Annotated in this window: 25 protein-coding genes; 14 read left to right on the forward strand and 11 right to left on the reverse strand. The window is 60.0% G+C overall.

Annotation, left to right across the window (positions count from 1 at the left end; all coding sequences use genetic code 11):
* Window positions 1–8 precede the first annotated feature (8 nt).
* The 5 genes from pcaF to pcaR form a co-directional block, all read right to left on the reverse strand.
* Window positions 9–1211, reverse strand: a complete 1203-nt coding sequence (gene pcaF, locus BUE92_RS06185) for a 3-oxoadipyl-CoA thiolase (protein ID WP_178088122.1) — start codon at window positions 1209–1211, stop codon at window positions 9–11.
* Window positions 1208–1987 carry a CoA-transferase subunit beta gene (locus tag BUE92_RS06190; RefSeq protein WP_073522590.1) on the reverse strand — a complete coding sequence of 260 codons (780 nt, stop codon included), beginning with the start codon at window positions 1985–1987 and terminating at the stop codon, window positions 1208–1210. The genes pcaF and BUE92_RS06190 overlap by 4 nt, the downstream gene beginning before the upstream one ends.
* Window positions 1987–2844, reverse strand: a complete 858-nt coding sequence (locus BUE92_RS06195; protein WP_014717292.1) for a CoA transferase subunit A — start codon at window positions 2842–2844, stop codon at window positions 1987–1989. Before BUE92_RS06195 ends, BUE92_RS06190 begins: the two co-directional genes overlap by 1 nt.
* 305 nt (window positions 2845–3149) lie before the next feature.
* Window positions 3150–4490: an MFS transporter gene (locus tag BUE92_RS06200; RefSeq protein ID WP_073522591.1), complete on the reverse strand. Its 1341-nt coding sequence runs from the start codon at window positions 4488–4490 to the stop codon at window positions 3150–3152.
* Window positions 4491–4635: 145 nt separating this feature from the next.
* Window positions 4636–5478, reverse strand: a complete 843-nt coding sequence (gene pcaR, locus BUE92_RS06205; protein ID WP_073522592.1) for a pca regulon transcriptional regulator PcaR — start codon at window positions 5476–5478, stop codon at window positions 4636–4638.
* Between the two features lie 561 nt (window positions 5479–6039).
* Here pcaR and BUE92_RS06210 point away from each other — a divergent pair.
* A complete protein-coding gene (locus tag BUE92_RS06210) occupies window positions 6040–6240 on the forward strand; it encodes a hypothetical protein (RefSeq protein WP_003189295.1) in 201 nt (66 codons plus the stop codon).
* Between the two features lie 315 nt (window positions 6241–6555).
* Window positions 6556–8031, forward strand: coding sequence for an inorganic phosphate transporter (locus BUE92_RS06215; RefSeq protein WP_003189291.1), 1476 nt, complete (start codon window positions 6556–6558; stop codon window positions 8029–8031).
* A gap of 530 nt (window positions 8032–8561) precedes the next feature.
* On the opposite strand, the gene ccoM is transcribed toward BUE92_RS06215, so the two are convergent.
* The 3 genes from ccoM to BUE92_RS06220 form a co-directional block, all read right to left on the reverse strand.
* Entirely contained in the window at window positions 8562–8678 is a 117-nt protein-coding gene (ccoM, locus tag BUE92_RS29175) for a cytochrome c oxidase subunit CcoM (RefSeq protein WP_019817835.1), read from the reverse strand.
* Window positions 8679–8821: 143 nt separating this feature from the next.
* On the reverse strand, window positions 8822–8971 hold the full coding sequence (locus BUE92_RS28455) for a hypothetical protein (protein ID WP_178380690.1): 150 nt from the start codon (window positions 8969–8971) through the stop codon (window positions 8822–8824).
* 101 nt (window positions 8972–9072) lie between these two features.
* Window positions 9073–9414, reverse strand: coding sequence for an aspartate-semialdehyde dehydrogenase (locus BUE92_RS06220; RefSeq protein ID WP_073522595.1), 342 nt, complete (start codon window positions 9412–9414; stop codon window positions 9073–9075).
* Window positions 9415–9634: 220 nt separating this feature from the next.
* Here BUE92_RS06220 and rapA point away from each other — a divergent pair, with 220 nt between their 5' ends.
* On the forward strand, window positions 9635–12481 hold the full coding sequence (rapA, locus tag BUE92_RS06225; RefSeq protein WP_032895680.1) for an RNA polymerase-associated protein RapA: 2847 nt from the start codon (window positions 9635–9637) through the stop codon (window positions 12479–12481).
* Between the two features lie 331 nt (window positions 12482–12812).
* Here the strand turns inward: rapA and BUE92_RS06230 are convergent, their stop codons facing one another.
* Complete coding sequence (locus tag BUE92_RS06230; protein ID WP_034125959.1) at window positions 12813–14159, reverse strand: spinster family MFS transporter; 1347 nt, start codon at window positions 14157–14159, stop codon at window positions 12813–12815.
* A 253-nt stretch (window positions 14160–14412) separates the two neighbouring features.
* On the opposite strand from BUE92_RS06230, the gene BUE92_RS06240 reads away from it, so the two are divergent.
* Both BUE92_RS06240 and BUE92_RS06245 read left to right on the forward strand, forming a co-directional pair.
* Window positions 14413–14781: a YkgJ family cysteine cluster protein gene (locus BUE92_RS06240; RefSeq protein ID WP_073522599.1), complete on the forward strand. Its 369-nt coding sequence runs from the start codon at window positions 14413–14415 to the stop codon at window positions 14779–14781.
* A gap of 139 nt (window positions 14782–14920) precedes the next feature.
* A complete protein-coding gene (locus tag BUE92_RS06245; RefSeq protein ID WP_073522600.1) occupies window positions 14921–17182 on the forward strand; it encodes a putative bifunctional diguanylate cyclase/phosphodiesterase in 2262 nt (753 codons plus the stop codon).
* 228 nt (window positions 17183–17410) lie between these two features.
* On the opposite strand, the gene BUE92_RS06250 is transcribed toward BUE92_RS06245, so the two are convergent.
* A complete protein-coding gene (locus tag BUE92_RS06250) occupies window positions 17411–17713 on the reverse strand; it encodes a DUF2288 domain-containing protein (RefSeq protein ID WP_073522601.1) in 303 nt (100 codons plus the stop codon).
* A gap of 341 nt (window positions 17714–18054) precedes the next feature.
* Here BUE92_RS06250 and BUE92_RS06255 point away from each other — a divergent pair, with 341 nt between their 5' ends.
* From BUE92_RS06255 to BUE92_RS06295, 9 genes are all read left to right on the forward strand, one after another.
* Window positions 18055–19182 carry a branched-chain amino acid ABC transporter substrate-binding protein gene (locus BUE92_RS06255; protein ID WP_073522602.1) on the forward strand — a complete coding sequence of 376 codons (1128 nt, stop codon included), beginning with the start codon at window positions 18055–18057 and terminating at the stop codon, window positions 19180–19182.
* Between the two features lie 227 nt (window positions 19183–19409).
* On the forward strand, window positions 19410–20333 hold the full coding sequence (livH, locus tag BUE92_RS06260) for a high-affinity branched-chain amino acid ABC transporter permease LivH (protein ID WP_003193535.1): 924 nt from the start codon (window positions 19410–19412) through the stop codon (window positions 20331–20333).
* A complete protein-coding gene (locus BUE92_RS06265; RefSeq protein ID WP_034125955.1) occupies window positions 20330–21583 on the forward strand; it encodes a high-affinity branched-chain amino acid ABC transporter permease LivM in 1254 nt (417 codons plus the stop codon). Before livH ends, BUE92_RS06265 begins: the two co-directional genes overlap by 4 nt.
* Window positions 21580–22347 (forward strand): high-affinity branched-chain amino acid ABC transporter ATP-binding protein LivG, encoded by a 768-nt coding sequence (gene livG / locus BUE92_RS06270; protein ID WP_003193538.1) that lies wholly within the window; start codon window positions 21580–21582, stop codon window positions 22345–22347. The genes BUE92_RS06265 and livG overlap by 4 nt, the downstream gene beginning before the upstream one ends.
* Window position 22348: 1 nt before the next feature.
* Entirely contained in the window at window positions 22349–23050 is a 702-nt protein-coding gene (locus BUE92_RS06275; protein WP_003193540.1) for an ABC transporter ATP-binding protein, read from the forward strand.
* A 247-nt stretch (window positions 23051–23297) separates the two neighbouring features.
* Entirely contained in the window at window positions 23298–23594 is a 297-nt protein-coding gene (locus tag BUE92_RS06280) for a BufA1 family periplasmic bufferin-type metallophore (protein ID WP_034125953.1), read from the forward strand.
* Between the two features lie 22 nt (window positions 23595–23616).
* A complete protein-coding gene (gene bufB / locus BUE92_RS06285) occupies window positions 23617–24495 on the forward strand; it encodes an MNIO family bufferin maturase (RefSeq protein ID WP_073522604.1) in 879 nt (292 codons plus the stop codon).
* Complete coding sequence (locus tag BUE92_RS06290) at window positions 24492–25268, forward strand: HvfC/BufC N-terminal domain-containing protein (protein ID WP_073522607.1); 777 nt, start codon at window positions 24492–24494, stop codon at window positions 25266–25268. Before bufB ends, BUE92_RS06290 begins: the two co-directional genes overlap by 4 nt.
* On the forward strand, window positions 25265–25750 hold the full coding sequence (locus BUE92_RS06295; protein ID WP_073522609.1) for a DoxX family protein: 486 nt from the start codon (window positions 25265–25267) through the stop codon (window positions 25748–25750). The genes BUE92_RS06290 and BUE92_RS06295 overlap by 4 nt, the downstream gene beginning before the upstream one ends.
* Here the strand turns inward: BUE92_RS06295 and BUE92_RS06300 are convergent.
* Window positions 25741–26655, reverse strand: coding sequence for a LysR family transcriptional regulator (locus tag BUE92_RS06300; RefSeq protein WP_073522612.1), 915 nt, complete (start codon window positions 26653–26655; stop codon window positions 25741–25743). The two genes, BUE92_RS06295 and BUE92_RS06300, sit on opposite strands and share 10 nt — an antisense overlap.
* Window positions 26656–26847: the final 192 nt, after the last annotated feature.

Below are 26847 nucleotides of genomic sequence, written 5' to 3' on the forward strand. Positions count from 1 at the left end.
TTTATTGATCAGACGCGTTCAATCGCCAGGGCCAAGCCTTGGCCGACGCCCACGCACATGGTCGCCAGGCCTTTGCGACCTCCGGTTTTTTCCAACTGGTGCAGGGCCGTCAGTACCAACCGCGCACCACTCATCCCCAAGGGGTGACCGAGGGCAATGGCGCCGCCGTTGGGGTTGACCTGGGGCGCATCGTCCGCAATACCCAGCTCGCGCAGCACCGCCAGGCCTTGGCTGGCGAAGGCTTCGTTGAGTTCGATCACATCAAAGTCGGTGACCGCCAACCCCAGGCGCTCCACCAGTTTGCGCACCGCCGGCACCGGGCCGATGCCCATCACACGCGGGGCGACACCGGCGCTGGCCATGCCCAGCACACGGGCGCGAGCGGTGAGGCCGTGTTGCTTGACGGCCTCGGCGCTGGCGAGGATCAGCGCGGCGGCGCCATCGTTGACGCCAGAGGCATTGCCGGCGGTGACGGTCTTGTCCGCGCCGTTGACCGGTTTGAGCTTGGCCAGGGCTTCCAACGTGGTGTCCCGTGGGTGTTCATCGTGTTCCACCAGGGTCTCGCCTTTTTTATGGGCGACCCGCACCGGAACGATTTCCTCGGCAAAGAACCCGGCGGCCTGGGCGGCGGCGGTGCGTTGCTGGCTGCGCAGGGCGAAAGCGTCCTGGTCGGCGCGGGAAACCTGGTAGTCATCGGCCACGTTATCGGCGGTCTGCGGCATGGCATCCACGCCGTACTGGGCCTTCATCAGCGGGTTGATAAAGCGCCAGCCAATGGTGGTGTCTTCCAACTTCATGTTGCGCGAGAACGCCGCGTCGGCCTTGCCCATCACAAACGGAGCACGGGACATCGACTCGACGCCACCGGCAATTGCCAGCTCCATTTCACCGCTGGCAATCGCACGAAAGGCGGTGCCGATGGCATCCATGCCCGAGGCGCACAGGCGGTTGAGGGTCACACCAGGAATGCTTTCCGGCAGCCCCGCCAGCAGCAACGCCATGCGTGCCACGTTGCGGTTATCTTCACCTGCCTGGTTGGCGCAGCCGAGGAAGACTTCGTCTACGGCGCTCCAGTCCACCGACGGGTTGCGCTCGATCAGCGCCTTGATCGGCAGTGCCGCCAGGTCGTCGGCACGCACCGTAGACAGGCCACCGCCGAAACGGCCGATAGGCGTGCGAATGGCATCACAGATAAAAACCTCGCGCATCAGGCTTCTCCCGGTGCTTGGCCGTGGGCAGCCGCGGTGCGCGCTTCGAGGTCACGCAGGGCGGTCAGTTCAGTCTCGGTGGGTTCAGCGGTGGTGTTCACCTGGTCGGCAAAGCGAATCGCCCAGCCGGTGGCGGCGACCACTTGCTCACGGGTTACGCCCGGATGCAGTGCAGTGACCACGAACTCATGGCTGCCCTCCTCCGGCTCCATGATGCACAGGTCGGTAATGATGCCCACCGGGCCGGCGCCGGGCAGACCCAGACGCTTGCGTGAGTCGCCACCTTCGCCGTGGCCGACGGAGGTGATGAAGTCCAGTTTGTCCACAAACGAACGGGACGACTGCTTAAGGATGATCAACACGCTCTTGGCGGAACCTGCGATTTCCGGCGCGCCACCGGCACCCGGCAAACGCACTTTGGGCTGGTGATAATCCCCCACCACGGTGGTATTGATATTGCCGAAACGGTCGACCTGGGCCGCACCGAGAAAGCCGACATCAATGCGCCCGCCCTGCAACCAGTAGCGAAAGATCTCACCGGTGGGCACCACGGTGTCGGCGGTCTCCGCCAGCTCGCCATCACCGATGGACAGTGGCAACACGCTGGGCTTGGCCCCAATCGGGCCCGACTCGTAGATCAGCACCACATCCGGCGAAGACGTCAGGCGCGCCAGGTTGGCCGCCTTGGATGGCAGGCCGATGCCGACGAAGCACACCGAGCCGTTCTTGAGGCGGCGCGCGGCGGCGACGGTCATCATTTCGTTGGTGGAGTAAGCCATTACTTAGCCTCCTGCGCGGCGGCCAGCTTGGCCTGGAATTCACTGAAGTCGGCAGTGCCGTGGATGTATTCGTCGATCCAGGCGGTAAAGGTGCCACGGTCGCGGGCAATCGGGTCCCACGCCTGGTAGAAGCGGTTATCCCGTTCGTTGTAACCGTGCGCGTAGGACGGATGGGCACCACCGGGTACGTGACACACCGCCGTCAGCGCCCAGGTCGGCAGCACGCAGCTGTTCATCGGCGCGTTCAGGTCGTCGACGATTTCCTCGACGGTGACGATGCAACGCTTGGCCGCCAGGGCCGCTTCCTTTTGCACCCCGAGAATGCCCCAGAGCAGCACGTTGCCTTTGCGATCGGCTTTCTGCGCATGAATCACCGTAATGTCCGGACGCACCGACGGCACCGCCGCCAGCACTTCTCCGGTGAAGGGGCAGGTGACGGTCTTGATCAGCGGGTTGACCTTGGGCAAGTCGGAACCGGCGTAGGCACGCAACACCGCGAACGGGAGGCCAGAAGCACCAGCGACGTAGGCATTGGCCAGGTCGGCGTGGCTGTGCTCTTCGATCTCCAGCGCTTGCGGCCATTGTTTCTCTACCGCGTCGCGCAGCCGATGCAGGGAACCCACGCCCGGGTTGCCGCCCCAGGAGAAAATCAACTTGCGCGCACAGCCGGCACCGATCAACTGGTCGTAGATCAGGTCAGGCGTCATGCGCACCAGTGTCAGGTCTTTCTTGCCCTGACGAATGATTTCATGGCCTGCGGCCGTAGGGATCAGGTGGGTGAAGCCTTCGAGGGCGACGGTATCGCCGTCGTTCACGAAGCGCTTGACCGCATCACGCAGGGTGAGGATTTCAGCCATGGGGGTTGGGCTCCCGGTGTTGATCGAAAAAGGCGCTGAGGTGGCGCCGAAGTGCCTGAAGATTAAGCCGGGGAAATGGGCCAAACAATCCGATAATCGACTGAGTGTTCGATTATCGAACCGATTGTTGCCTAGCTAATCTTCTGTTCGAACGCCATCCAGAGGTGGCAGGCGCCGAGCCCTTTGTAGGAGCGAGCTCGCTCGCGAAAAACTCAAAGGCGCCGCGTTCATTCAGAAAACACGCGTTATTGTTGACGTTTTTCGCGAGCAAGCTCGCTCCTACATGTTCAAACTGTACTGGGGCTTCAGGTCGCATCGGCATGGCTGACCATGCCCTTGATCACCACCGCTGCCGTGGCCAATGCCGCCGGAATCACCAGTGCTGTAAGCACCTGCTCGAAGTTCCAGCCCAGGCCCAGCAAGGTCGCGCCCATCCACGCCCCTAGTATCGCGCCGAAGCGACCGATGCCGAGCATCCACGACACTCCGGTGGCACGGCCCTGGGTGGGGTAGAAGCGTGCCGCCAGGGACGGCATCGCCGATTGCGCACCGTTGACGCACATGCCGGCGACCAGCACCAGGGTGGCCAACAGCGTGATGTTGCCCAGACTCTGCCCGACCGCGTAGGCAAACACCCCGGCCAGCAGATAGAAAGTGCCGATCACTTTGTGCGGGTTGAACCGGTCCATCGCCCAGCCCACGCCCACTGCACTCAATACCCCACCAAACTGGAACAACGCGCCGATAAACGCGGCCTGCTCCATGCTCGCGCCGCTGTCACGCATCAAGGTGGGGAGCCAACTGGTCAGCAGGTAAACAATCACCAGGCCCATGAAATACGTGAGCCACAACAGCAAAGTGCCAGCGCTGTAGGTGCCCGAGAAGATCACCGCGAACACGTTGCGGGCCTTGACGGTTTTTTGCTCCGGTACGCTGAAGTGAGTGGCCTGGGCAACGATGTTTGGCTCGATAGGGGCCAGGGTCTTGCGTACCTTGTCGGTGCCGCGATTGCGTACCACCAGGTAACGCGCCGATTCCGGTAGCCATACCAGCAACACTCCCGCCAGGATCAACGGCAGGATGCCGCCGATCAGCAACAGGCTGTGCCAGCCGAAGGCCGGGATCAGCTTGGCCGAAATAAACCCACCACCGGCCATGCCGAGGTTGAAGCCACAGAACATGCTGGTCACCAACAAGGACTTATGCCGCTCGGGGGTGTATTCAGACAGCAAGGTGGTGGCATTCGGCATGCCGGCGCCCAGGCCCAGCCCGGTAAGAAAGCGCAGCACCAGTAGCTGATCGACATTGGTGCTGTAGGCCGACGCCAGGCTGAACGCACCAAACACCAACACCGCGCCGACCAGCACGACTTTGCGGCCAAAGCGGTCGGCCAGCGGGCCGGAACCGAGTGCGCCAAACACCATGCCGATCAACGCGGCGCTCATCACCGGGCCAAGGCTGGCGCGGTCGATGCCCCAGTCCTGGGACAGTGCCGGCGCGATAAAGCCCATGGCGGCCGTATCGAGGCCGTCGAGAAAGACAATCAGGAAACACAGGATCACCACGCGCCACTGATAGCGCGAGAGTGGCTGGGTGTTGATAAAGGACTGTACGTCCAGGGTGGTACCTACAGAAGGCTGATTCATTATTTTTATTCCACACCGATGGCGGGCTGACGACCTGGGGCCGTCATTCTTATTGGGCAGCTCCTCAGAGCGCTGCCGCACATTAATAAGCCAAGGGAAACACCGTCAATCGAGCCAGCCGGGATCTGTGCGGTCACCGAACAGCTTAGGCAAACAGTTGCGCACTCAGCTCACGGCTGGCGCTGAGCATGCTCGGTAGAAAGCGCTGCTCCAACTCACTGCGGCTGACCCGAGCGGCGTGAGTGCTGACATTGAGCGCGGCCAACACCTGGCCGGACGCGTCATACACCGGCACCGCGATGGAACGCAGGCCCTGCTCCAGTTCCTGGTCGACAATGCACCAGCCCTGCTGGCGTACCTGTTGCAGGCATTCGAATAACGCTTGCGGCGTGGTCAGGGTGCGGCTGGTCTTGGTTTGCAGGTCGGCATGGTCGAGATAATCCTGCAGCGAGGCATCGTCGAGGGCGGCCAGCAGAATGCGGCCCATGGACGTGCAATACGCAGGCAAGCGCCCGCCCACCGACAGGTCAACCGAGATCAGGCGCTGGGTGGTGGCGGAACGGGCGATATAGAGGATGTCATCGCCTTCCAGGGTAGCCATGTTGCAGGCTTCATGGAGCTGCTCGCTCATGCGGTCCAGGTAAGGTTGGGCCGAGACGGCCAGCGGTGTGGATGACAGATAGGCATGGCCGAGGGTCAGCACCTTGGGCAACAGCGAGTAGGTGCGCCCATCCGTGGTGGCGTAGCCGAGCTTGATCAAGGTGTGCAGGCAGCGGCGCACGGCGGCGCGGGGAATTTCGGTGCGGTGGCTGATCTGGGCGATGGTCAGGTGACGCTTGCGCTCCTGGAACGCCTGCACCACGGCCAGGCCACGGGCCAGGGACGTCATGAAATCCGGATCACCGGTGAATGCCTGGATGCGCTTGGCCGGTGAAGCCACGATCGGCGGCGCCACTGATGCAAAGGAGTTGCGCAATTGATCGTTCATTTCAACGGGCCTTCTCTTGTTATCACCACGGGAGGGTTGGCGGCTATTACAAGCCGTGCCGGCCGCCCTGTACAAGTCAGCGCCGGCAACATTGGGCGATTATCGGACAGCCATGCGATTATCGCAATTTGGCCGGCACGGGTGCAGATCCCGCAGTCAACGCTTCAGATTTACGTGATGTCGCCAAAAGTGTAGGCATTTACCCTGCCGTCAGAATGAATACAGATATGAAGATGACGCTGTTCACAAATACGACGGCGATATGTAACAAAACCCAAGCACGCCGTTGACGCTTTTTAACTTCATGATGATAGTGTTATTCAAATGCGCCGCTATAATGCAACCTGTGCAGAGGTCAGCCTGGTATCACTATCGGGAGGGGAGCTCACCAGGCATTGCAGGCTGCAGGCAACGCCGGTCACAAGTACTCGCTTAAAAGAACGGCCCTCAGGCCCGTATACCAACTTGAACGGTTCTACTGTTCTATTTGGAATCGCCCCGAGCACGACTTTCAGGCATGACTCTGCGCAATCAATAAACTCAACTCAATTAGGTAATACTGTGACGAAAGATGAACTGCGCGCGGAACTTGAGCGCCAGGAGCAACGTTACAAGGACGTCTACGGCGGAGAAGTCACCACCTACGCCGCGCAACCTGAGCCGGAACGCAAGCCATGGCGCAAACGAGCCAGCCTGCTGGACCAGGCATTTGCCCAGGAAATCCAAAAGATCGAGCAGGAACTCAAGACCGAGGAGCCTTGAGCGCTTCGGTCGAGTTCAACGCCTTGCAGTCGCGGCTGGTCAACCACTGGTTCAGCGGCCGCTGGTCAGTAACCTACAGCCACCCACGAAATTTCATACAAATGTTTCAGCCATGACGTTTTCATGACGAAAGCCGGTCTTTGGCGGCCTGCGCTTTATAAATCAAAGACTTGCCAAAGCCCCGAAAACCCTGGGATGCGTGCGTCTTGCCGCGGTTTTTTCCAGGAAGATTGTTACCGATGAGCAGCTAATGCATCGATTACTGATGTTTTCTGGCATAATCGCGCCCCCTTACGACCGGGTCAGAAAACCTTCATGATCGATTTATTCAGCGGACTGGATGCTTGGGTTCTAGTGAGCCTGTTGCTCGCCCTGGCCTTTGTCCTCGCCTTCGAGTTCATCAATGGCTTTCATGACACCGCTAACGCGGTGGCCACAGTCATCTATACCAAAGCCATGCCGCCGCACCTGGCCGTGTTCTTCTCCGGGGTGTTCAATTTCCTCGGCGTATTGCTCGGTGGTGTCGGTGTCGCCTACGCCATCGTGCACTTGCTGCCGGTGGAGTTGCTGATCAATGTGAATACCGGCCATGGCTTGGCAATGGTCTTCTCGTTGCTGGCGGCGGCGATCACCTGGAACCTGGGCACCTGGTACTTCGGTATCCCCGCCTCCAGCTCCCACACCCTGATCGGTTCGATCCTCGGTGTGGGCCTGGCCAATGCATTGATCAACGACATCCCCCTGGCCGACGGTGTGAACTGGCAGAAGGCCGTGGATATCGGCGCGTCGCTGGTGTTCTCGCCAATGGCGGGCTTCCTGGTCGCCGCACTGGTGCTGATCGGCCTGAAGTGGTGGCGCCCGCTGTCGAAGATGCACAAGACTCCGGACCAGCGCCGCAAGCTTGACGACAAAAAGCACCCGCCGTTCTGGAACCGCCTGGTCCTGGTGATTTCGGCCATGGCCGTGAGCTTCGTGCACGGCTCCAACGATGGCCAGAAAGGCATCGGCCTGATCATGCTGGTGCTGATCGGTATCGTGCCGGCGCAGTTCGTATTGGACCTTGGCAGCACCACTTACCAGATCGAACGTACCCGCGACGCCACCCTGCACCTGAACCAGTTCTACCAGCGCAACCACGAGACCCTCGGTGAGTTCCTGGCCCTGGGCAAAAGCGTGAAGGATGATCTGCCGGGCAAGTTCCGCTGCAACCCGCAGCAGACCGAACCGACGATCAACGCGCTGCTGGGCACCCTCAAGGGCGTCTCGGACTATCACTCGCTGACGGCCGACCACCGTATCGAAGTGCGTCGCTACCTGCTCTGCCTGGATGACACCGCGAAAAAGGTCGGCAAGCTGCCAGGCCTGGACTCCCGTGAGAAGTCCGACCTCGACAAGCTGCGCAAAGACCTGACCGCCACCACCGAGTACGCCCCGTTCTGGGTGATCCTCGCGGTCGCACTGGCCCTGGGCCTGGGCACCATGGTGGGCTGGAAGCGCGTGGTGCTGACCATCGGTGAGAAGATCGGCAAGCAAGGCATGACCTATGCCCAGGGCATGTCGGCACAGATCACCACCGCCACCATGATCGGCTTCGCCAATATCTTCGCCCTGCCAGTTTCCACCACCCACGTCCTGTCTTCTGGCGTGGCGGGCACCATGGTTGCCAACAAAAGCGGCTTGCAAGGTGGCACCGTCAAGACCATCCTGATGGCCTGGGTATTGACCTTGCCAGCGACCGTAGGCCTCTCGGCCGGGTTGTTCTGGTTGGCATCCAAGGCTTTGGGCAACTGATAGCCAGCCGGCAATAAAAAAGGTGCGATCCGCGAGGGTCGCACCTTTTTTTATTCAAAGCGCACCGCAGTCCACCTGTGGAAGCTGGCTTGTCGGGTCGCCGCATCGCTGCGAAGGCGGCCTGAAAGCCGACCAGTATCTCGGATCAGACCGCGTACATATCCGTTCCTGCGGTAATGGCTGCTATTGGTTCCGCTTTTACAGCGGGTCACTTTCGAAAAGCGCGAAAGTAACCAAAGCGCTCTTGCCCCACCACTCGGCACCTCGCCCAGGCTCGGTGTGCCCGTAATCCGCCAGCGTGGTTTAACGGGGCGCCTGAGATCAAAAGCAGATCAAGATCAAGAGCGGCTCGCTTCGCATCGTGGTTACCGTCTGCTGTTACAACCCACAAAGTTGTGTGGATACCTATGCTCATCGCAGGCAAGCCAGTTCCCACATTTTTTTACCTTCTGCCATTAATTAACAGCCAAAAAAAAAGGGCGACCGAAGTCGCCCAAAATGCCTTGCGTGCTCATGTAACCCGGAAAGACTTAAGGTTTTTTACGCTTGTTCGCGTCTTTCCAGATAAAAAATCCAAACCCTACAAAAAACAGCACCATGAGGCTAACAGTCAGCACTCCGGCGAAAACCACATTATCGAAAAACATGACCGGCCTCCTGCACTTGCCCTGTTGCGATAGGGCTAAGTTAATGGAGAAGGCGCAGTGGGAAATTGATCAGGATCAATGTCGCCCACAACGGGGCGTAAAGAAGGGGAATAACTGACCTGCATCAATGGATGCAGGGCGTTTCAACGCTTTTTCGGCTTGTTCTTGGGCTTGCCCAGGGGCATGGCTTGTTCAAAGGCTTGGCGCACTTCATTCAAGCGTTTGTCATTGAGGTCGTGCACGCGCTTGGCACGTTCGGCGTTCAGGTCGATCAGCTTGTCGTCATCACTCATGGCTTGGCTTACGTCGTGGCGGGAATGCCTCAATAATGCGGCCTGCCCCGCCCGACGGCAATTAAGCGGGCGACAAAATGTAGGCCGTCGACCAAAAACGATTAAACCTCGATATCCACCCACAGGCCCTGGCGCGGCGCGTCTTCGATCAGCGGCGCCACGGGCACGGTGTTGTCAGCGTTGAGCAAGTCGCCGGGAATCGGCAAATGCTGCGCCGAGTCGTCGTCGGCTTCACGTCGACGTTTCTGCTGCTCCTGCTGGCGACGCTGCTCTTCACGCAGCAAAAAAGTCGATTGCTCGGCATCGCCTTTTTTCAGGTCGATCGTGCTCTCGTTGGAGCCCGGTTGAACGGGCACCACCGGCGGAATATCCGGTTTCTGGCGTGCCGGGTCGAGTTGCGACGTGACCGGCACAACACTGACGGGCAGCATGGGTGGCAGCATGATAATTATTCTCCTGATCAACAGGCTTGTCGGCGGGTGGCAGGGCGACTTGAGCACCCGCGTGCCAAGCTGTGACTCAGTCGACACTCTCAAGTGCCCGCCACCTGTCGATTCAATTTCCGCCTGCCCGTACAAACAGCGTAGTTTTTGTCAGAGTTCTTGGGCGCCGGGCCGTGTTCCGTTAACATAGTCGGCTTTTTCACGGCGGGAGTCAGGCAGCATGGCGCAGCAGTATCAACCGGGGCAACGCTGGATTAGTGACAGCGAAGCAGAGCTGGGGTTAGGCACCGTTCTGGCACAGGACGGCCGCTTGTTGACCGTGCTCTATCCGGCCACTGGCGACACTCGCCAGTATGCGCTACGGAATGCGCCCCTCACTCGCGTGAGGTTTTCGCCGGGTGACACCATCACCCATTTCGAAGGCTGGAAAATGACCGTACAGGAAGTCGACGACGTCGATGGCCTGCTGGTCTACCACGGCCTCAATGGGCAGAACGAGCAGGTCACCCTGCCGGAAACCCAACTGTCCAACTTCATCCAGTTCCGCCTGGCCAGTGACCGTCTGTTCGCCGGGCAGATTGACCCGCTGGCGTGGTTCTCGCTGCGCTACCACACCCTGGAACACACCAGCCGCCAGTTGCAGTCCTCGCTGTGGGGCCTGGGTGGCGTACGCGCCCAACCGATTGCCCACCAACTGCACATCGCCCGCGAAGTCGCTGACCGTATCGCGCCACGCGTGTTGCTGGCGGACGAAGTGGGTTTAGGCAAGACCATCGAAGCAGGCCTGGTGATCCATCGCCAACTGCTCTCGGGCCGCGCCAGCCGCGTACTGATCTTGGTCCCGGAAAACCTGCAGCACCAATGGCTGGTGGAAATGCGCCGCCGCTTCAACCTGCAGGTCGCGTTGTTCGATGAAGAGCGCTTTATCGAAAGCGATGCCACCAACCCGTTCGAAGACACCCAGCTTGCACTCGTTGCGCTGGAATGGCTGGTGGACGACGAGAAGGCCCAGGACGCGCTGTTCGCCGCTGGCTGGGACTTGCTGGTAGTCGACGAAGCCCACCACCTGGTGTGGCACGAAGACAAGGCCAGCGCCGAATACTCGCTGGTCGAACAACTGGCCGAAGTGATTCCTGGCGTGCTGCTGCTGACCGCCACCCCGGAACAACTGGGCCAGGACAGCCATTTTGCGCGCCTGCGCCTGCTGGACCCGAACCGCTTCCACGATCTGCAAGCCTTCCGCGCCGAGAGCGAAAACTATCGCCCGGTGGCCGAAGCCGTGCAGGAGCTGCTGGACAAGGGCCGCCTGTCGCCGACCGCGCACAAGACCATTCAAGGCTTCCTCGGTGACGAAGGCGAAGCCCTGCTCACCGCCGTCAACGATGGCGACACCGAAGCCAGTGCACGCCTGGTGCGTGAACTGCTGGACCGCCACGGCACCGGCCGCGTGCTGTTTCGCAACACCCGTGCCGCGGTGCAAGGCTTCCCCGAGCGCAAGCTGCACGCCTACCCGCTGCCGAACCCGGACGAATACCTCGAACTGCCCCTGGGCGAACACGCCGAGCTGTACCCGGAAGTCAGCTTCCAGGCGCAACCGGATATCGAGGAAGAGAACCGCTGGTGGCGCTTCGACCCACGGGTCGAGTGGCTGATCGACCAATTGAAAATGCTCAAGCGCACCAAGGTCCTGGTGATCTGCGCCCACGCCGAAACCGCCATGGACCTGGAAGACGCCTTGCGTGTGCGCTCCGGCATCCCGGCCACGGTGTTCCACGAGGGCATGAATATTCTGGAGCGTGACCGCGCCGCTGCCTATTTTGCCGATGAAGAGTTCGGTGCCCAGGTGCTGATCTGCTCGGAAATCGGCAGTGAAGGCCGCAACTTCCAGTTTTCCCATCACCTGGTACTGTTCGACCTGCCGTCCCACCCCGACCTGCTGGAACAACGCATCGGGCGCCTGGACCGGATCGGCCAGAAACACGTGATCGAACTGCACGTGCCGTACCTGGAAACCAGCCCGCAAGAGCGCCTGTTCCAGTGGTACCACGAGGCGCTCAATGCCTTCCTCAACACCTGCCCGACCGGCAACGCCTTGCAGCATCAGTTCGGCCCACGCCTGCTGCCCTTGCTAGAAGCCGCCGACGACGGCGAGTGGCAAGCCCTGATCGACGAAGCCCGTGCCGAGCGCGAGCGCCTGGAGCAGGAGCTGCACACCGGTCGCGACCGCTTGCTCGAACTCAATTCCGGCGGTGCCGGCGAAGGCGATGCACTGGTCGAGGACATCCTCGAACAAGACGACCAGTTCGCCCTGCCGATCTACATGGAAACCCTGTTCGACGCATTCGGCATCGACAGCGAAGACCATTCGGAAAACGCGCTGATCCTCAAGCCCAGCGAAAAAATGCTCGACGCCAGCTTCCCCTTGGGCGACGACGAGGGTGTAACCATCACCTACGACCGTAACCAGGCGCTGTCGCGCGAAGACATGCAGTTCATCACTTGGGAGCACCCGATGGTGCAAGGCGGCATGGACCTGGTGCTGTCCGGTTCCATGGGCAACACCGCCGTGGCGCTGATCAAGAACAAGGCGCTCAAGCCAGGCACCGTATTGCTTGAACTGCTTTATGTCAGCGAAGTGGTAGCCCCGCGCTCTCTGCAACTGGGTCGCTACCTGCCACCGGCCGCCTTGCGCTGCCTGCTGGATGCCAACGGCAATGACCTGTCGGGCCGCGTGTCGTTCGTGACTTTGAATGACCAGCTGGAAAGCGTGCCACGGGCCAGCGCGAACAAATTCGTGCAGGCACAGCGCGACCAACTCACACCGCGCATCAACGCCGGGGAGGAGAAGATCGCCCCGCGTCACGCCGAGCGTGTGGCCGAAGCCAAGCGTCGCCTGGCGGCAGACACCGACGAAGAGCTGGCGCGCCTGACCGCACTGCAAGCGGTCAACCCGACCGTGCGTGACAGCGAGTTGGTCGCCTTGCGCAACCAGCGCGAGCAAGGCCTGGCCATGCTCGATAAAGCGGCACTGCGACTGGAAGCGATTCGGGTGTTGGTGGCGGGTTGATCACCGCCTGCTGAAAAAGAGAGGCCCGCATACAATGCGGGCCTTTTTTATGTGCCTTCAGGGCCCTATCGCGGGCAAGCCCTAATGCCGTTCAGTTAAGGCTTTTTGTAGGAGCGAGCTTGCTCGCGAAAAACTCACAGGCGCCGCGTTCAATCAGGAAGCACGCGTTATCGTCGACGTTTTTCGCGAGCAAGCTCGCTCCTACAGAGGGCGATATACGCTTAAATGAACGGCATTAGGGCAAGCCCGGCTCCCACAGCTGACCGAGCAAAGTTCAGTCAACTCGTTCAAAGGTGGGAGCTGGCTTGCCTGCGAAGGGGTCACCGCGGTTTCATGCGGTCGCCGCCGCAGCCGGTACCTCAACCGCACTCAACCCTTCCTTCATCCGCTTGGCATCGCGCACAAAACTGCGCGAGGCCTGGAACAGAAACAGCATGGTCAAGAACAGCGCCACCGGAATAAGGTACATGGCGTCATGCAAGCCCACGGCTTTATAAGCCTCGGTCATCTGCTGCGCCCCGGCCGCATACATCGCCGAATGGGCAAAGTGATCGGACAACGCCCCGACCACCACTGGTCCCATGCCACCACCGAGCAGATACAGCCCAGCGAAGAACAGCGCCATCGCCGTGGCGCGCAAGCGTGGTTCGACCACGTCCTGGATCGCGGTATACACGCAGGTATAGAAGTTGTAGGCAAACAACCAGCCCACACTGAACAGCGCGACAAACACCCCGATTTCGACACGCCCGGCATGTAATGCCCAGGCGGTGGTGACCGTGGAGATGATCAAGCTGAAGGCGGCAAACAATAACCGGCCATTGGCGACCCGCTGATGAATCTTGTCGGCAATCCAGCCCCCCAGCGTCAGGCCCACCAAACCGGTCAGGCCGACGATGACACCCGTCGCGACGGCCGCGTCCTGCAACGGCATGAGGAAATAGCGTTGCAGCATCGGCACCAGGAACGAGTTGCACGCATAGGTGGCAAAGTTAAAGCACAACCCGGCCAGCACCAGCCACAGAAAGGTCGGCACAGCCAGCACGCGACGAATCGGGCGGTCGACGCGCTCTTGGGAGACTTGCACGGTTTCCGCCGCACCACGCTTGGGTTCTTTTATGTAGAACATAAACACCGCAAGGATCAGCCCCGGCACCGCCGCGATAAAGAAGGGCGCGCGCCAGCTGTCGAACGCCTTGACCATCGCACCGATCGTAAAGAACGCCAGCAACAGGCCCAACGGCAGGCCAAGCATGAAAATCCCCATGGCCCGGGCACGGCGGTGGGCGGGAAAGAGGTCGCCAATCAGCGAATTGGCCGCGGGTGCATAGCTGGCTTCGCCGATGCCAATGCCCATGCGCACCAGCAGGAAGGTCCAGAAACTGCCGACCATGCCGTTGACCGCCGTCAGCCCGCTCCAGGCGAACAGGCCCCAGCCCATCAACTTGCTACGTGAACCGGTGTCGGCCAGGCGCCCGAGCGGCAGCCCGGCAATGGCGTAGACGATGGTAAAAGCGGTGCCGATGATACCGAGCTGGAAGTCGCTCAGGTGCCATTCCATGCGGATGGGCTCAATGATGATCGCGGGAATGGTGCGGTCAAAAAAGTTGAACAGGTTAGCGAGGAACAGCAGGAACAGAATGCGCCAGGCATTCGCCGCTTGGGTCGAGTTCTGCATGGGTCCGTCTCTTTTATTGTTATGAGAGCTGCGATGCCCGATGCATCCTGCTCAGGTCACTGCAACATAGTCAGGCTGGCGGTGATTGTCTGTAATGATTCGTAAAGCTGATAGGGCATGATTTCACCCAGGCAACAGCGGATTTTGCCCACGAAAATATAAGTGCGCGTCCCTCTTCCCAATGGCGACGGCACGGATAGAATGGCGAGCCTTTCGTAGCACCCTCCTCCTACCTTTCTTATTGATGACGCCCATGTCCGAAGCCAGTCCGTGTCTGAATTGCGGTGCCTGCTGTTCACACTTTCGCGTGTCTTTCTTCTGGGGTGAGTGCGCCTCGTCCGGGGGCACGGTGCCCGATGACCTGGTGGTGCAGATCAACCCCAGCCGCGTGGCGATGATTGGCACCGATCAGAAACCGGCACGGTGCTGCAGCCTTGAAGGTGAAGTCGGACAGGCCACCAGCTGCTCAATTTATGAGCAACGCTCCAGCGTATGCCGTGAGTTCGAGTCGTCCTGGAGCCAGGGCGTGCAAAATGTCGATTGCGACGCCGCCCGTGCCGCATTCGGCCTGGCGCCACTGGAGGCCCCGCACTTCGAACTTGACCTGCCCATCAGCGCTTAGCACCAAATGCTATGGAAGGCATGTCAAAATAATTTGAGATCAAAACGCCATTACTCATGGCAAATCTCGAGAGACTTCTATACTCGACCTCATAGGTCATCGCCGCTGGCAATGACATGGCTCTGTGACGGGATAAGCTATGGAATGGCTGGGGCAGCATTTTTTTACCGACCTTCCAGACAGCGGGCATTTATTACTCAATTGCAGTCATAACCCCTTTCTGGTGCTACTGGCGTACCTGGTCGCCTGCGCGGCGGGCTTCGGTACGCTGGACATGGCCGAACGTGTGGGCCATGTCGAAGACCCCACCGCCCGTCGCCATTGGCGCTGGCTGGGCGCGGGTTGCCTGGCAGGCGGAATCTGGTCGACCCATTTCATCAGCATGCTGGCCTTCCAGGCGCCCATTGCCATTCACTACGAATTGATCATAACGTTCGCCTCGCTGCTGATCGCCCTGATCGCCTCGCTGCTCGCCATGCAGACCCTCAGTCATACCCACCTGCGTTTTCATCAGTACCTGATGGCTTCGGTGTGGATGGGACTGGGTATCGCGCTGATGCACTACGTGGGCATGTCGGCCATGCGCTCCCAGGCCCAGGTGTACTTCGAAACACGGCTGTTCGTGGCCTCGGTGGCAATTGCCATTGGCGCCAGCCTGGCGGCACTTTTGCTGTCCAGCTACCTGCGCAACGGAGCCGGCGTGTTTCACCAACTGCTCAAATACGCCGCCAGCCTGGTGCTGGGGGCCGGGATCCTGAGCATGCATTTCACCGGCATGGCAGCCATGCAAATGCTGGTGCCCGTTGGCGCGGATCTTTCATTGCCGGTGGAGGGTAGTCCGATTCAATTGGGGTTGTCGGTGGCGGTAATTACCTTGCTGGTGATCGGCAGTAGTGTCAGCGCAGCCCTGGCAGATAAAAAGCTGCAACACAAAGAGCGGGATCTGCGCCGGGTCAATGCGCTGCTCAGCGAACTCGACCAGGCCCGCGCTTCACTGCAACAAGTGGCCCACTTCGATGCGCTGACCAGTCTGCTCAACCGCCGTGGTTTCAATCAGATCTTCGCGGAAAAGGTTGCGGAAAAAACCCGAAGCCAAGGCATGCTGGCGGTCATCTTCCTTGATATTGATCACTTCAAGCGCATCAATGACAGCCTTGGCCACGATGCGGGCGACCAGTTGCTCACGGTGCTGGCCGGGCATATCAAGGGCTCGATACGCAGCCATGAAGATGTAGTGGCACGCTTTGGCGGCGATGAATTCTGCATTCTGATCACTATTCATCATCGCGACGAAGCTCGGCAGATGGCCCAACGCATCATGCAGAAGATGAAAGAGCCCATCGAGCTGGCTGGCCGGCGCATGGTGATGACCACCAGCATCGGCATCAGCCTGTTTCCCGAGGACGGCCACACCTGCGAAGAGTTGCTCAAAACTGCCGACCTGGCGCTGTACCAATCCAAGGACGCCGGGCGCAACAACTTGCACTTCTTCAGCTCCAACCTGAAAACACGCGCCTTCCTTGAGCTGCAACTGGAGGAAGAACTGCGGGCCGCCTTGCGTACGCGCAACCAGCTGGTGCTGTTTTATCAGCCGATCTTCGACATGAAGCTGGGTAAGGTCACGCGCCTGGAAGCCTTGGTGCGCTGGCAACACCCCCAGCACGGACTCCTGGCCCCGGACCGCTTTATCGGCATTGCCGAGAACAACGGGTTGATCGCCGAACTGGATCACTGGGTATTGCGCCAGGCCTGTCACGACCTGAGCCTGTTGTCTGACCGGGGCTACACCGCGTTGATCATGGCGGTGAACTGCTCGGCGTTGAACCTGGCGCGTGACGAACTGGCCGATGAAATCGAAGACGCCCTGCGCTTCGCCGGCATAGGCACCAACCGACTTGAACTGGAAGTCACTGAAAATGCCCTGATGGGCAACATCAGCAGCACGTTGGCACTGTTGCGGCAGATTCGCGCCCTCGGTGTGTCACTGGCCATCGATGACTTCGGCACCGGCTATTCCTCGCTGGCTTATCTCAAGCGCTTGCCGCTCAACACCCTGAAGATCGACCGCTCGTTTATCCAGGACATCCCCAAATCCACCGCAGACAGTGAAATTGTCCAGGCGATTATTGGCATGGCCCACACCCTGCACTTGCAGGTGGTCACCGAAGGCGTGGAAACACAGGCGCAGTTCGAGCTGTTGCAAAAGCATGGCTGTGACTACATCCAGGGCTACCTGCTCAGCCCGGCGGTGCCCTTCGATGACATCATCGGCGTGATGCAGGGGATTGCCATGCGCAATCCGCTATATCCGCTCAGCGTGGAGAACAACGACGCTCCACAGCCAAAAGACCCGGCGCCAAGGCGTATCGGCCCGCCATCTATTGTCAGGCCGATTCGCTGAGCCCCATGCACGGGGAGTGGTGATGTGATCGTTGCTTCTCTTCACGCCGGGTCATACCTGGAAACAATTGCGCCACTGATTCCTTCGGACCTCAACTGTTCCCGTGACGTTTACGTCACCCTCGGCTGTGACCTTTCTCTACGGCAAGGTGCCATCACGCGTTCAGCGGTTACTCGGCTACACACTTCACCGCGTGAAAAATACGCACCTTTTTCGTGCGCGCCATTCCTAGTCCGCCCTTTCCTGGATCAGGATCCATGGCGAGACCACCACCGCCCACAAGCTCGGATCCCGTTCGACCAGGTCCAATGCCCGCGTCGCAGACACCTCGCCAAGGGTGCCTGCAGCCAACCAGGCGGCGACTTTGTCACGGTTGTCTTCGGCCATTCCTTCGGCGGCCTCGATCAAATCCAGGCTGGCATCGACCCACAATAGGGCACCCTTGGCAAAGAACGGTTCAAGCTCCTTCCAGGAAATTTCGGCGGTTTCCCCGAGCAGCTTGGCATAGAGGGTGCTTGGTTCTTGCGTCATGGGAGTTCACCTGAGTAAAAAATCGGCGCAATCATAGCCTCGTAACCCAGGCAGAAAAACCCAGTAGCAAATGAGGTAGCGATTGAAAGTGCCAGGAAAGCCAAGGAATGCGTTGAAAGCTGTTAGCAACCCGGCGCGATTCTGTCTTTTTCTTTCATTTAAGCGACACATCCGGGTTTTGCCCCCAGCTGCCAGCTTTTCAAGCGATCAGCCAGCGCTCTACACTGTACCGGTACAGTTGCCAGGGCAATGCCGGGGGGATATCCGCGATATCTGATCCGGTTCTGCAGCTCACAAGGCCGCTAGAACTATAAAAAATACAACAGTAAGAGTGGAGCACTATGAATAAGGCTACTAAGCAGATTTCCAAACTGTTTGCCGCTATGGTCCTGGCTGGGGTTGCCGGCCATTCGTTCGCAGCCGACACCATCAAGATCGGCATCGCCGGTCCCAAGACCGGTCCGGTAACGCAATACGGCGACATGCAATTCATGGGTGCCAAGCAGGCAATCGCCGACATCAACGCCAAAGGCGGCGTAGACGGCAAACTGCTTGAAGCCAAGGAATACGACGACGCTTGCGACCCCAAACAAGCCGTGGCCGTTGCCAACAAAGTGGTCAACGACGGCGTCAAGTTCGTAGTCGGTCACCTCTGCTCCAGCTCCACTCAGCCAGCGTCGGATATCTACGAAGACGAAGGCGTCATCATGATTACCCCGGCTGCCACCAGCCCTGAAATCACTTCCCGTGGCTACAAGCTGATTTTCCGCACCATCGGCCTGGACAGCGCGCAAGGCCCAGCGGCCGGCAACTACATCGCCGACCACGTGAAGCCGAAAATCGTTGCCGTACTGCACGACAAGCAGCAATACGGTGAAGGTATCGCCAGCGCCGTGAAGAAGACCCTTGAAGAAAAAGGCACCAAGGTTGCCGTCTTCGAAGGCCTGAACGCTGGCGACAAGGACTTCTCCTCGATCATCCAGAAACTCAAGCAAGCCAACGTCGACTTCGTCTACTACGGCGGCTACCACCCTGAGCTGGGCCTGATCCTGCGCCAAGCCAAGGAAAAAGGCCTGAACGCCAAGTTCATGGGCCCAGAGGGCGTGGGTAACGACTCTATCTCGCAAATCGCCCAGGGCGCTTCCGAAGGCCTGCTGGTAACCCTGCCGAAATCCTTCGACACCGACCCTGCCAACAAAGCCATCGTCGAAGCGTTCGCCAAGAACAAGCAGGACCCAACCGGTCCGTTCGTGTTCCCGGCCTACTCGGCGGTTGAAGTCATTGCCGGCGGTATCAAGGCCGCCAAAAGCGAAGACACCGCCAAAGTGGCCGAGGCCATCCACGCCGGCACCTTCAAGACTCCTACGGGCGACCTGAGCTTCGACGCCAAGGGCGACCTGAAGGACTTCAAGTTCGTGGTCTACGAATGGCACTTCGGTAAACCAAAAACCGAAGTTTCCCCTCAGTAAGCCAGGCGTTACTGGTCAACAAGCCCACTGTGCAAGCAGTGGGCTTTGTTTTACGAGGTTTATGGGCCATGTCACCCGCGATCCGGGCGCTGGCTCACCTGAAAATCTTAAAACCGTCACCAGCGGTTCGCTGGCAAACGCTTTGTGCAACCTGGTCACAGAACAGGGCACAGAGCCGGAAATGACTCCACCAGTGAAATGCGTATCGGGTTTTTAGGAGCGCTGTAATGCCTGAGATCTATCATTTTTTCCAACAGCTGGTTAATGGCCTGACCATTGGCAGCACCTATGCCTTGATAGCCATTGGCTACACAATGGTTTACGGCATCATTGGAATGATCAACTTCGCCCATGGCGAGGTGTACATGATTGGTTCCTACGTGGCCTTTATCGCCCTTGCCGGGCTGGCCATGATGGGGATCCACTCCCTGCCGCTATTGATGACCGCTGCGTTCCTGGCGTCGATCATCGTAACCAGTGCCTATGGCTACAGCATCGAGCGGGTTGCCTACCGTCCCCTGCGGGGCAGCAACCGTTTGATCCCGCTGATTTCTGCCATCGGCATGTCGATTTTCCTGCAGAACACCGTATTGCTGTCCCAGGACTCCAAGGACAAGTCCATTCCCAATCTGATCCCGGGGAGCATCTCCTTCGGCCCGGGTGGCGCACAAGAAGTGCTGATTTCGTACATGCAGATTCTGGTTTTCGTGGTCACCCTGGTGGCCATGCTGGGCCTGACGCTGTTCATCTCCCGCTCCCGTCTGGGGCGCGCCTGCCGGGCCTGCGCCGAAGACATCAAGATGGCCAACCTGCTGGGCATCAACACCAACAACATCATCGCCCTGACCTTCGTCATTGGTGCTGCGCTGGCGGCCGTGGCGGCCGTGTTGCTGAGCATGCAATACGGCGTGATCAACCCCAACGCCGGTTTCCTGGTGGGCCTCAAGGCCTTTACCGCAGCGGTATTGGGCGGCATCGGCAGCATTCCGGGCGCCATGCTCGGCGGGCTGGTGCTGGGTGTGGCCGAAGCCTTTGGCGCCGATATCTTCGGTGACCAGTACAAGGACGTCGTCGCGTTCGGCCTGTTGGTTCTGGTGTTGTTGTTCCGTCCGACCGGCATCCTGGGCCGTCCGGAGGTTGAGAAAGTATGAGCAGATATCTTAAATCGGCGTTTTTCAGCGCCTTGCTGGTATGGGCCGTGGCCTTTCCGGTACTCGGTCTCAAGTTGAGCATTGTCGGCATCAACCTGGAAGTGCATGGCACCGGGCCCGTCACCCTGACCGTCATCGCGCTGTGTTCGGTGCTGATGTTCCTGCGTGTACTGTTCACCCAGCAGGTCGGTGCCTTGTTCAAGGGCAACCGTGGCCCGTTGGTGTCGCCCAAGGTCAGCCAATTTCTGACCCTGCCGCGCACCCAGCGCTACATCATCATAGGGCTGATCATCGCGGCGCTGATCTGGCCGTTCTTCGGTTCCCGCGGCGCGGTCGACATTGCCACGCTGATCCTGATCTACGTGTTGCTGGGCCTGGGCCTGAACATCGTGGTGGGCCTGGCCGGCCTGCTCGACCTGGGTTATGTGGGCTTCTACGCCGTGGGTGCCTACACCTACGCGCTGCTCTCGCATTACCTGGGCTGGAGCTTCTGGATCTGCCTGCCACTGGCCGGTATGGCGGCGGCCACGTTCGGCTTCCTGCTGGGCTTCCCGGTGCTGCGCCTGCGCGGTGACTACCTGGCCATCGTGACCCTGGGCTTCGGCGAAATCATTCGCCTGTTCCTGCGTAACCTCACCGATATCACCGGTGGCCCCAACGGTATCAGCAGCATCCCCAAGCCGACGTTCTTCGGGCTGTCGTTCGACCGCACCGCCGCCGAAGGCATGCAGACCTTCCACGAGTACTTCGGGATTGCCTACAACCCGGTGAGCAAAGTGGTGTTCCTGTACCTGGTGGCGCTGTTGCTGGCATTGGCGGCCCTGTTCGTGATCAACCGCCTGCTGCGCATGCCCATCGGGCGCGCGTGGGAAGCGCTGCGCGAAGATGAAATCGCCTGCCGCGCCCTGGGCCTGAACCCAACCATCATCAAGCTTTCCGCATTCACCCTGGGCGCTGCGTTCGCAGGTTTTGCCGGCAGCTTCTTCGCCGCTCGCCAAGGCCTGGTGACGCCGGAATCGTTCACCTTTATCGAGTCGGCGATCATTCTCGCCATCGTGGTATTGGGTGGCATGGGCTCGCAACTGGGCGTGATCCTGGCGGCCATCGTGATGATCCTGCTGCCGGAAATGATGCGTGAGTTCAGCGAATACCGCATGTTGATGTTCGGCGCCATGATGGTGCTGATGATGATCTGGCGCCCTCAAGGCCTGCTGCCCATGCAACGTCCACACATGGAGCTGCGCAAATGAGCCGCGAGATCCTGAAAGTCGAAAACCTGAGCATGCGCTTCGGCGGTTTGCTGGCGGTCAATGGGGTGGCCCTGACCGTCAAAGAGAAACAAGTGGTAGCGCTGATCGGCCCCAACGGCGCCGGCAAGACCACGGTGTTCAACTGCCTCACCGGCTTCTACAAGCCGAGCGGCGGCAGCATCCTGCTGGACGGCCAACCCATACAGGGCCTGGCCGGCCACGAAATCGCCCGCAAAGGCGTGGTGCGTACCTTCCAGAACGTGCGGTTGTTCAAGGACATGACGGCGGTCGAGAACCTGTTGATCGCCCAGCACCGTCACCTGAACACCAACTTCTTCGCCGGCCTGTTCAAGACCCCGGCGTTCCGCAAGAGCGAACGCGAGGCCATGGAATACGCGGCGTACTGGCTGGACAAGGTCAACCTGACCGAGTTCGCCAACCGCCCCGCCGGTACCCTCGCCTACGGCCAGCAACGTCGCCTGGAAATCGCCCGTTGCATGATGACCCGCCCGCGCATCCTGATGCTCGACGAACCTGCCGCGGGCCTGAACCCCAAGGAAACCGAAGACCTCAAGGCGCTGATCAGTGTGCTGCGTGAGGAAAACAACGCCACGGTGCTGTTGATCGAACACGACATGAAACTGGTCATGAGCATCTCCGACCATATCGTGGTGATCAACCAGGGCACGCCGCTGGCCAACGGGACGCCGGAGCAGATCCGCGACAATCCTGAAGTGATCAAAGCCTACTTGGGGGAAGCGTAAAATGCTGCAATTCGAAAACGTTTCCACTTTCTACGGCAAGATCCAGGCCCTGCACAGCGTCAATGTGGAAGTGCGTCAGGGTGAGATTGTCACCCTGATCGGCGCCAACGGTGCCGGCAAATCGACCTTGCTGATGACCTTGTGCGGTTCGCCGCAAGCCTACAGTGGCAGCATCCGCTACATGGGTGAAGAACTGGTGGGCAAGCACTCCGCCGAGATCATGCGCAAGAGCATTGCGGTGGTGCCGGAAGGCCGTCGGGTGTTTTCGCGCCTGACCGTGGAAGAGAACCTGGCCATGGGTGGGTTCTTTACCGACAAAGGCGATTACCAGGAGCAGATGGACAAGGTGCTGCACCTGTTCCCCCGCCTCAAGGAACGCTTCAGCCAGCGTGGCGGCACCATGTCCGGCGGCGAGCAGCAAATGCTCGCCATCGGCCGGGCGCTGATGAGCAAGCCCAAGCTGTTGCTCCTGGACGAGCCTTCCCTGGGCCTGGCACCGATCATCATCCAGCAGATCTTCGACATCATCGAACAGCTGCGCAAGGACGGTGTGACGGTGTTTTTGGTGGAGCAGAACGCCAACCAGGCGCTGAAAATCGCTGACCGTGCCTATGTGCTGGAAAACGGTCGGGTGGTGATGCAAGGCACTGGCGAGCAACTGCTGACGGATCCGAAGGTGCGGGAGGCGTACCTCGGCGGCTAAACGAAGGCTGCTATAGGAACCGGATCAAAAATGTGGGAGCGGGCTTGCTCGCGAATGCGGTGAATCAGCCAGGAAACTGTTGGCTGACACGCTGCATTCGCGAGCAAGCCCGCTCCCACATTTGTTTGGTGTGAACCGCAATATTTAGTTTATTTTCGAAGTTTGTGTAACGCAATTCGTCGAGCCCTCTCTAGTGGTGCATGCAGGCAATCAAGCCTGCGCATTCAACCACTGCTGGAGACACACCATGACCACCAAACTGTCCGCTGCCACCCTCGTTCTGGCCCTTGGTTCTGCCCTGAGCCTGTCCGCCCTGACCACCACCGCCCACGCGGCCGATGACATGCAGAAATGCTTCGGCGTGGCTGAAGCCGGCAAGAATGACTGCGCCGCGGGCGCCGGTACTTCCTGCGCCGGCACCTCCAAAACCAAAGACCAGGCCAATGCCTGGAAGCTGGTCCCCGCCGGCACTTGCACCAAGACCCCAAGCACCACCTCGCCGACAGGTTTTGGCCAGGAAGCGGCTTTCACCGCCAAATCCTGAACCCCACGCAGCCTGAGTACTGATGATGACGCTTACAGCCCAACACGCGGTCTCACCGGCTCAGGTGCCCGGCCTTCCCTATCGGGCCGGGCTGGGGCTCAAGACCGAGCACTTCACCGAGGTGCTCGAGACCCGCCCCGACATCGGTTTTTTCGAAGTACACGCCGAAAACTACATGGTGGCCGGCGGCCCGTTTCATCACTACCTGGGATTGATTCGTGCGCAGTACCCCCTGTCACTGCACGGCGTCGGCCTGTCGATCGGCGGAGAAGGCCCCTTGGACCGCGAGCACCTGGCACGCCTGGCCACACTGATCGAACGCTATCAACCCCAATCTTTCTCCGAACACCTGGCCTGGTCCAGCCACGGCCCGGTGTTTCTCAACGACCTGCTGCCCCTGGCCTACGACGCCTGCACCCTGGAGCGGGTATGCGAACACGTGGACCAGGTACAGAGCACGCTCAAGCGGCCGATGCTGCTGGAAAACCCCTCCACTTATCTGCAGTTTCAGCGCTCTACCCTGGACGAAACCGACTTCATCAGCCAGATCATCCGCCGTACCGGTTGCGGCCTGCTACTCGACGTCAACAACGTCTACGTGTCCTGCATCAATCACCAGCGCGACCCGCTGGCCTACATCGATGCCTTGCCGTTGCACGCAGTGGGTGAGATTCATCTGGCCGGTTTTGCCGAGGACACCGACAGCCTGGGCGACCGCCTGCTGATCGACGACCACGGCGCGCCGATCGATAACGCCGTGTGGCAGCTGTACGCACAGGTACTGGCGCGAACCGGAGCGGTGGCGACGCTGATCGAGCGGGATAACCAGGTGCCTGCGCTCGGCGTGTTGCAAGCAGAGGCCCGGCAGGCCGAATGGTATTTGTCGCAGGTGGCCCGATGAGTATTCAGCAAACATTCGCCGAGGCTCTACTGGCCCCGCAAGCAACCTGCCCCGAGGGCGTGTTCAGCAGCAACGGTGCCGAGCCGGCGAGCCGCTTTGCGGTGTATCGAAACAATGTCCATAGCGCTTTGATCAATGCTTTGGCAGCCGCCTACCCGGTGGCGCGGCAATTGGTCGGTGATGAGTTTTTCCGCGCCATGGCCGGCCTGTATGCCCAGGCTCACCCGCCCACTAGCCCGTTGATCAGTGAGTACGGCAGCACGTTCTCTGACTTTATCCAGGGTTTCGAACCGGCATCGAGCGTGCCCTACCTGGCCGACGTCGCCCGGCTGGAACGCTTGAGGGTTCGCGCTTATCACGCGGCGGATTGCCAGGTTCTGAATCAGCACTGCGTACTTGAGCAACTGCAAGGCTGCGCGCAACTGGGGCAACTGCGTGTACGACTGCATCCGTCACTTGCCACGCTGGAATCTTCCTACGCGGTGGTATCGGTTTGGGCGGCGCACCAGGCCGACGGGACCATCGCCAGCTTGAACCCCTGGTATGCCCAAGGCGGGCTGGTCTTGCGCCAAGGGTTGGCGGTCAAGGTATTCGCCATCGACAGCGGGTCTGTGACCTTTATCAACCGACTCATCCAAGGCGCCGGGCTGGAAATGGCCATCGCTGACGCCCTGCAGGCCTGCGACGAATTCGATTTGCACCAATGTCTCACGCTGTTGATCAGCCACGACGCCATCACCCATTTGCATCTGCAACCAGAGGTATTGCCATGAACATTCCCGCTCCCTGCCTGGTAAAGCGAACCGTCGCACTGTTTGAAAAAATCCCCTACAGCCTGATCGCCTTTATCGCGCGCTTCTCCATTGCGGCGGTGTTCTGGAAGTCTGGCCAGACCAAGGTCGAAGGCTTTGCCATTGACCTGATCAGCGGCACCTTCCAATGGGGTGAGCCCAAACTTGCCGCCTCGACACTCTTTTTGTTTCGCAGCGAATACCAATTGCCTCTGCTGTCGCCGCAGGTGGCCGCGCACCTGGCAACCTTTGCCGAGCACTTTTTCCCGGTATTGATTCTGCTGGGGTTCGCCACGCGCTTCTCGGCCCTGGCCTTGATCGGCATGACCTTGACCATCCAGCTGTTCGTCTACCCTGACGCCTATCCCACTCACGGCACCTGGCTTGCGCTGTTATTGCTGTTGCTTGCCAAAGGCCCAGGCTGCCTGTCCATCGACCACCTGATTGCCCGTCGCTATCGCTGAAGCCGATCCAGCGCTTCGCCGCTGCGCTTGAACCAGTCCACCAGGTAGTCGGCCAACACCTGGGTACGCCGTGGCAAGCCGCCCTGATAGGGATGCACCAGGTACATCGGCATGCTGCGTGTCTGATAGTCGCGCAGCAGCCAGCGCAATCGGCCGTCAGCCAGCTCCGTGGGTAGAACGTAGGACGGCAGGCGGGCAATACCGGCGCCGACCAACGCGGCTTTTTTCAGCAGGTTGTAGTGGTTGGAGGCGAAGGTGCCGCTCACCTTCACCCGCAGCAATTCGTGTTGCTGGTGGTACAACCATTCCTCGCGGCCACTGTAATGACTGTTGAGCAAACAGCTGTGCGCCGCCAGGTCCGCCGGGGTCTGCGGCTCGCCATGCTGTTCCAGATAAGCCGGGCTGGCGCAGGTCATCTCATGCCAGGCCAGCAAAGGTTTAGCCACCAAGCGTTCATGTTCGATGGCGCCCGAACGTACCCCCAAGTCAAAGCCATCCCGTGCCAAGTCTCGGTAGCTGTTATTGAGCTCCAGCTCGATTTGCACCTGCGGGTATTGCTTGGAGAACTCCAGCAGCAAGCCATCGAAGAAGGTTTCACCCAACGACACTGGAACGGTCATACGCACAGGGCCAGCCAAATCATCTTTGAGCCGCGCCAATGCCTGGCGAGCGCGTTCCACCTGCACCACCAATGCTTGTGCCTGGGGCAGCAACGCCGCGCCGGCAGCGGTAAGGCTCAGCTTGCGCGTGGTGCGGTGCAGCAAAACCACGGCAAACTGCGCTTCCAACTGGCTGATGCGCTTGGACAACTGCCCTTTGCTGCAGCCCAATTGTGCGGCCGCCACGGTGAAACTGCCGGCTTCGATCAGCACGGCGAACGCCGCCAGGTCATCCATTTCGCTCATGGACTGTTTCCATTTGAAAACCAAAGGTTGCCTATTAGCACGTTTATCCGGCTAAAAAGCCACACTAAACTGAATGCGAACCCATACCACTGTAGGAGCGAGCTTGCTCGCGAAGAACGTCAACGATAACGCGGGCTACCCGAAGAAACGCGGCGTCTGTGAGTTTTTCGCGAGCAAGCTCGCTCCTACAGG

This window comes from Pseudomonas fluorescens, from assembly GCF_001902145.1.
Lineage (GTDB): Bacteria > Pseudomonadota > Gammaproteobacteria > Pseudomonadales > Pseudomonadaceae > Aquipseudomonas > Aquipseudomonas fluorescens_BV.

Excerpts from the sequence above, each read along its gene's own strand:
- BUE92_RS06280 (WP_034125953.1), top strand. The coding sequence starts at position 23,298 with ATGACCACCAAACTGTCCGCTGCCACCCTCGTTCTGGCCCTTGGTTCT.
- BUE92_RS06240 (WP_073522599.1), top strand. The coding sequence starts at position 14,413 with ATGTCCGAAGCCAGTCCGTGTCTGAATTGCGGTGCCTGCTGTTCACAC.
- BUE92_RS06250 (WP_073522601.1), bottom strand. The coding sequence starts at position 17,713 with ATGACGCAAGAACCAAGCACCCTCTATGCCAAGCTGCTCGGGGAAACC.
- BUE92_RS06255 (WP_073522602.1), top strand. The coding sequence starts at position 18,055 with ATGAATAAGGCTACTAAGCAGATTTCCAAACTGTTTGCCGCTATGGTC.
- ccoM (WP_019817835.1), bottom strand. The coding sequence starts at position 8,678 with ATGTTTTTCGATAATGTGGTTTTCGCCGGAGTGCTGACTGTTAGCCTC.
- bufB (WP_073522604.1), top strand. The coding sequence starts at position 23,617 with ATGATGACGCTTACAGCCCAACACGCGGTCTCACCGGCTCAGGTGCCC.
- BUE92_RS06300 (WP_073522612.1), bottom strand. The coding sequence starts at position 26,655 with ATGAGCGAAATGGATGACCTGGCGGCGTTCGCCGTGCTGATCGAAGCC.
- BUE92_RS06215 (WP_003189291.1), top strand. The coding sequence starts at position 6,556 with ATGATCGATTTATTCAGCGGACTGGATGCTTGGGTTCTAGTGAGCCTG.
- BUE92_RS06290 (WP_073522607.1), top strand. The coding sequence starts at position 24,492 with ATGAGTATTCAGCAAACATTCGCCGAGGCTCTACTGGCCCCGCAAGCA.
- livH (WP_003193535.1), top strand. The coding sequence starts at position 19,410 with ATGCCTGAGATCTATCATTTTTTCCAACAGCTGGTTAATGGCCTGACC.
- BUE92_RS06200 (WP_073522591.1), bottom strand. The coding sequence starts at position 4,490 with ATGAATCAGCCTTCTGTAGGTACCACCCTGGACGTACAGTCCTTTATC.
- BUE92_RS06230 (WP_034125959.1), bottom strand. The coding sequence starts at position 14,159 with ATGCAGAACTCGACCCAAGCGGCGAATGCCTGGCGCATTCTGTTCCTG.
- pcaR (WP_073522592.1), bottom strand. The coding sequence starts at position 5,478 with ATGAACGATCAATTGCGCAACTCCTTTGCATCAGTGGCGCCGCCGATC.
- BUE92_RS06195 (WP_014717292.1), bottom strand. The coding sequence starts at position 2,844 with ATGGCTGAAATCCTCACCCTGCGTGATGCGGTCAAGCGCTTCGTGAAC.
- BUE92_RS28455 (WP_178380690.1), bottom strand. The coding sequence starts at position 8,971 with ATGAGTGATGACGACAAGCTGATCGACCTGAACGCCGAACGTGCCAAG.
- rapA (WP_032895680.1), top strand. The coding sequence starts at position 9,635 with ATGGCGCAGCAGTATCAACCGGGGCAACGCTGGATTAGTGACAGCGAA.
- BUE92_RS06265 (WP_034125955.1), top strand. The coding sequence starts at position 20,330 with ATGAGCAGATATCTTAAATCGGCGTTTTTCAGCGCCTTGCTGGTATGG.
- BUE92_RS06190 (WP_073522590.1), bottom strand. The coding sequence starts at position 1,987 with ATGGCTTACTCCACCAACGAAATGATGACCGTCGCCGCCGCGCGCCGC.
- BUE92_RS06220 (WP_073522595.1), bottom strand. The coding sequence starts at position 9,414 with ATGCTGCCACCCATGCTGCCCGTCAGTGTTGTGCCGGTCACGTCGCAA.
- BUE92_RS06245 (WP_073522600.1), top strand. The coding sequence starts at position 14,921 with ATGGAATGGCTGGGGCAGCATTTTTTTACCGACCTTCCAGACAGCGGG.
- BUE92_RS06295 (WP_073522609.1), top strand. The coding sequence starts at position 25,265 with ATGAACATTCCCGCTCCCTGCCTGGTAAAGCGAACCGTCGCACTGTTT.
- livG (WP_003193538.1), top strand. The coding sequence starts at position 21,580 with ATGAGCCGCGAGATCCTGAAAGTCGAAAACCTGAGCATGCGCTTCGGC.
- BUE92_RS06275 (WP_003193540.1), top strand. The coding sequence starts at position 22,349 with ATGCTGCAATTCGAAAACGTTTCCACTTTCTACGGCAAGATCCAGGCC.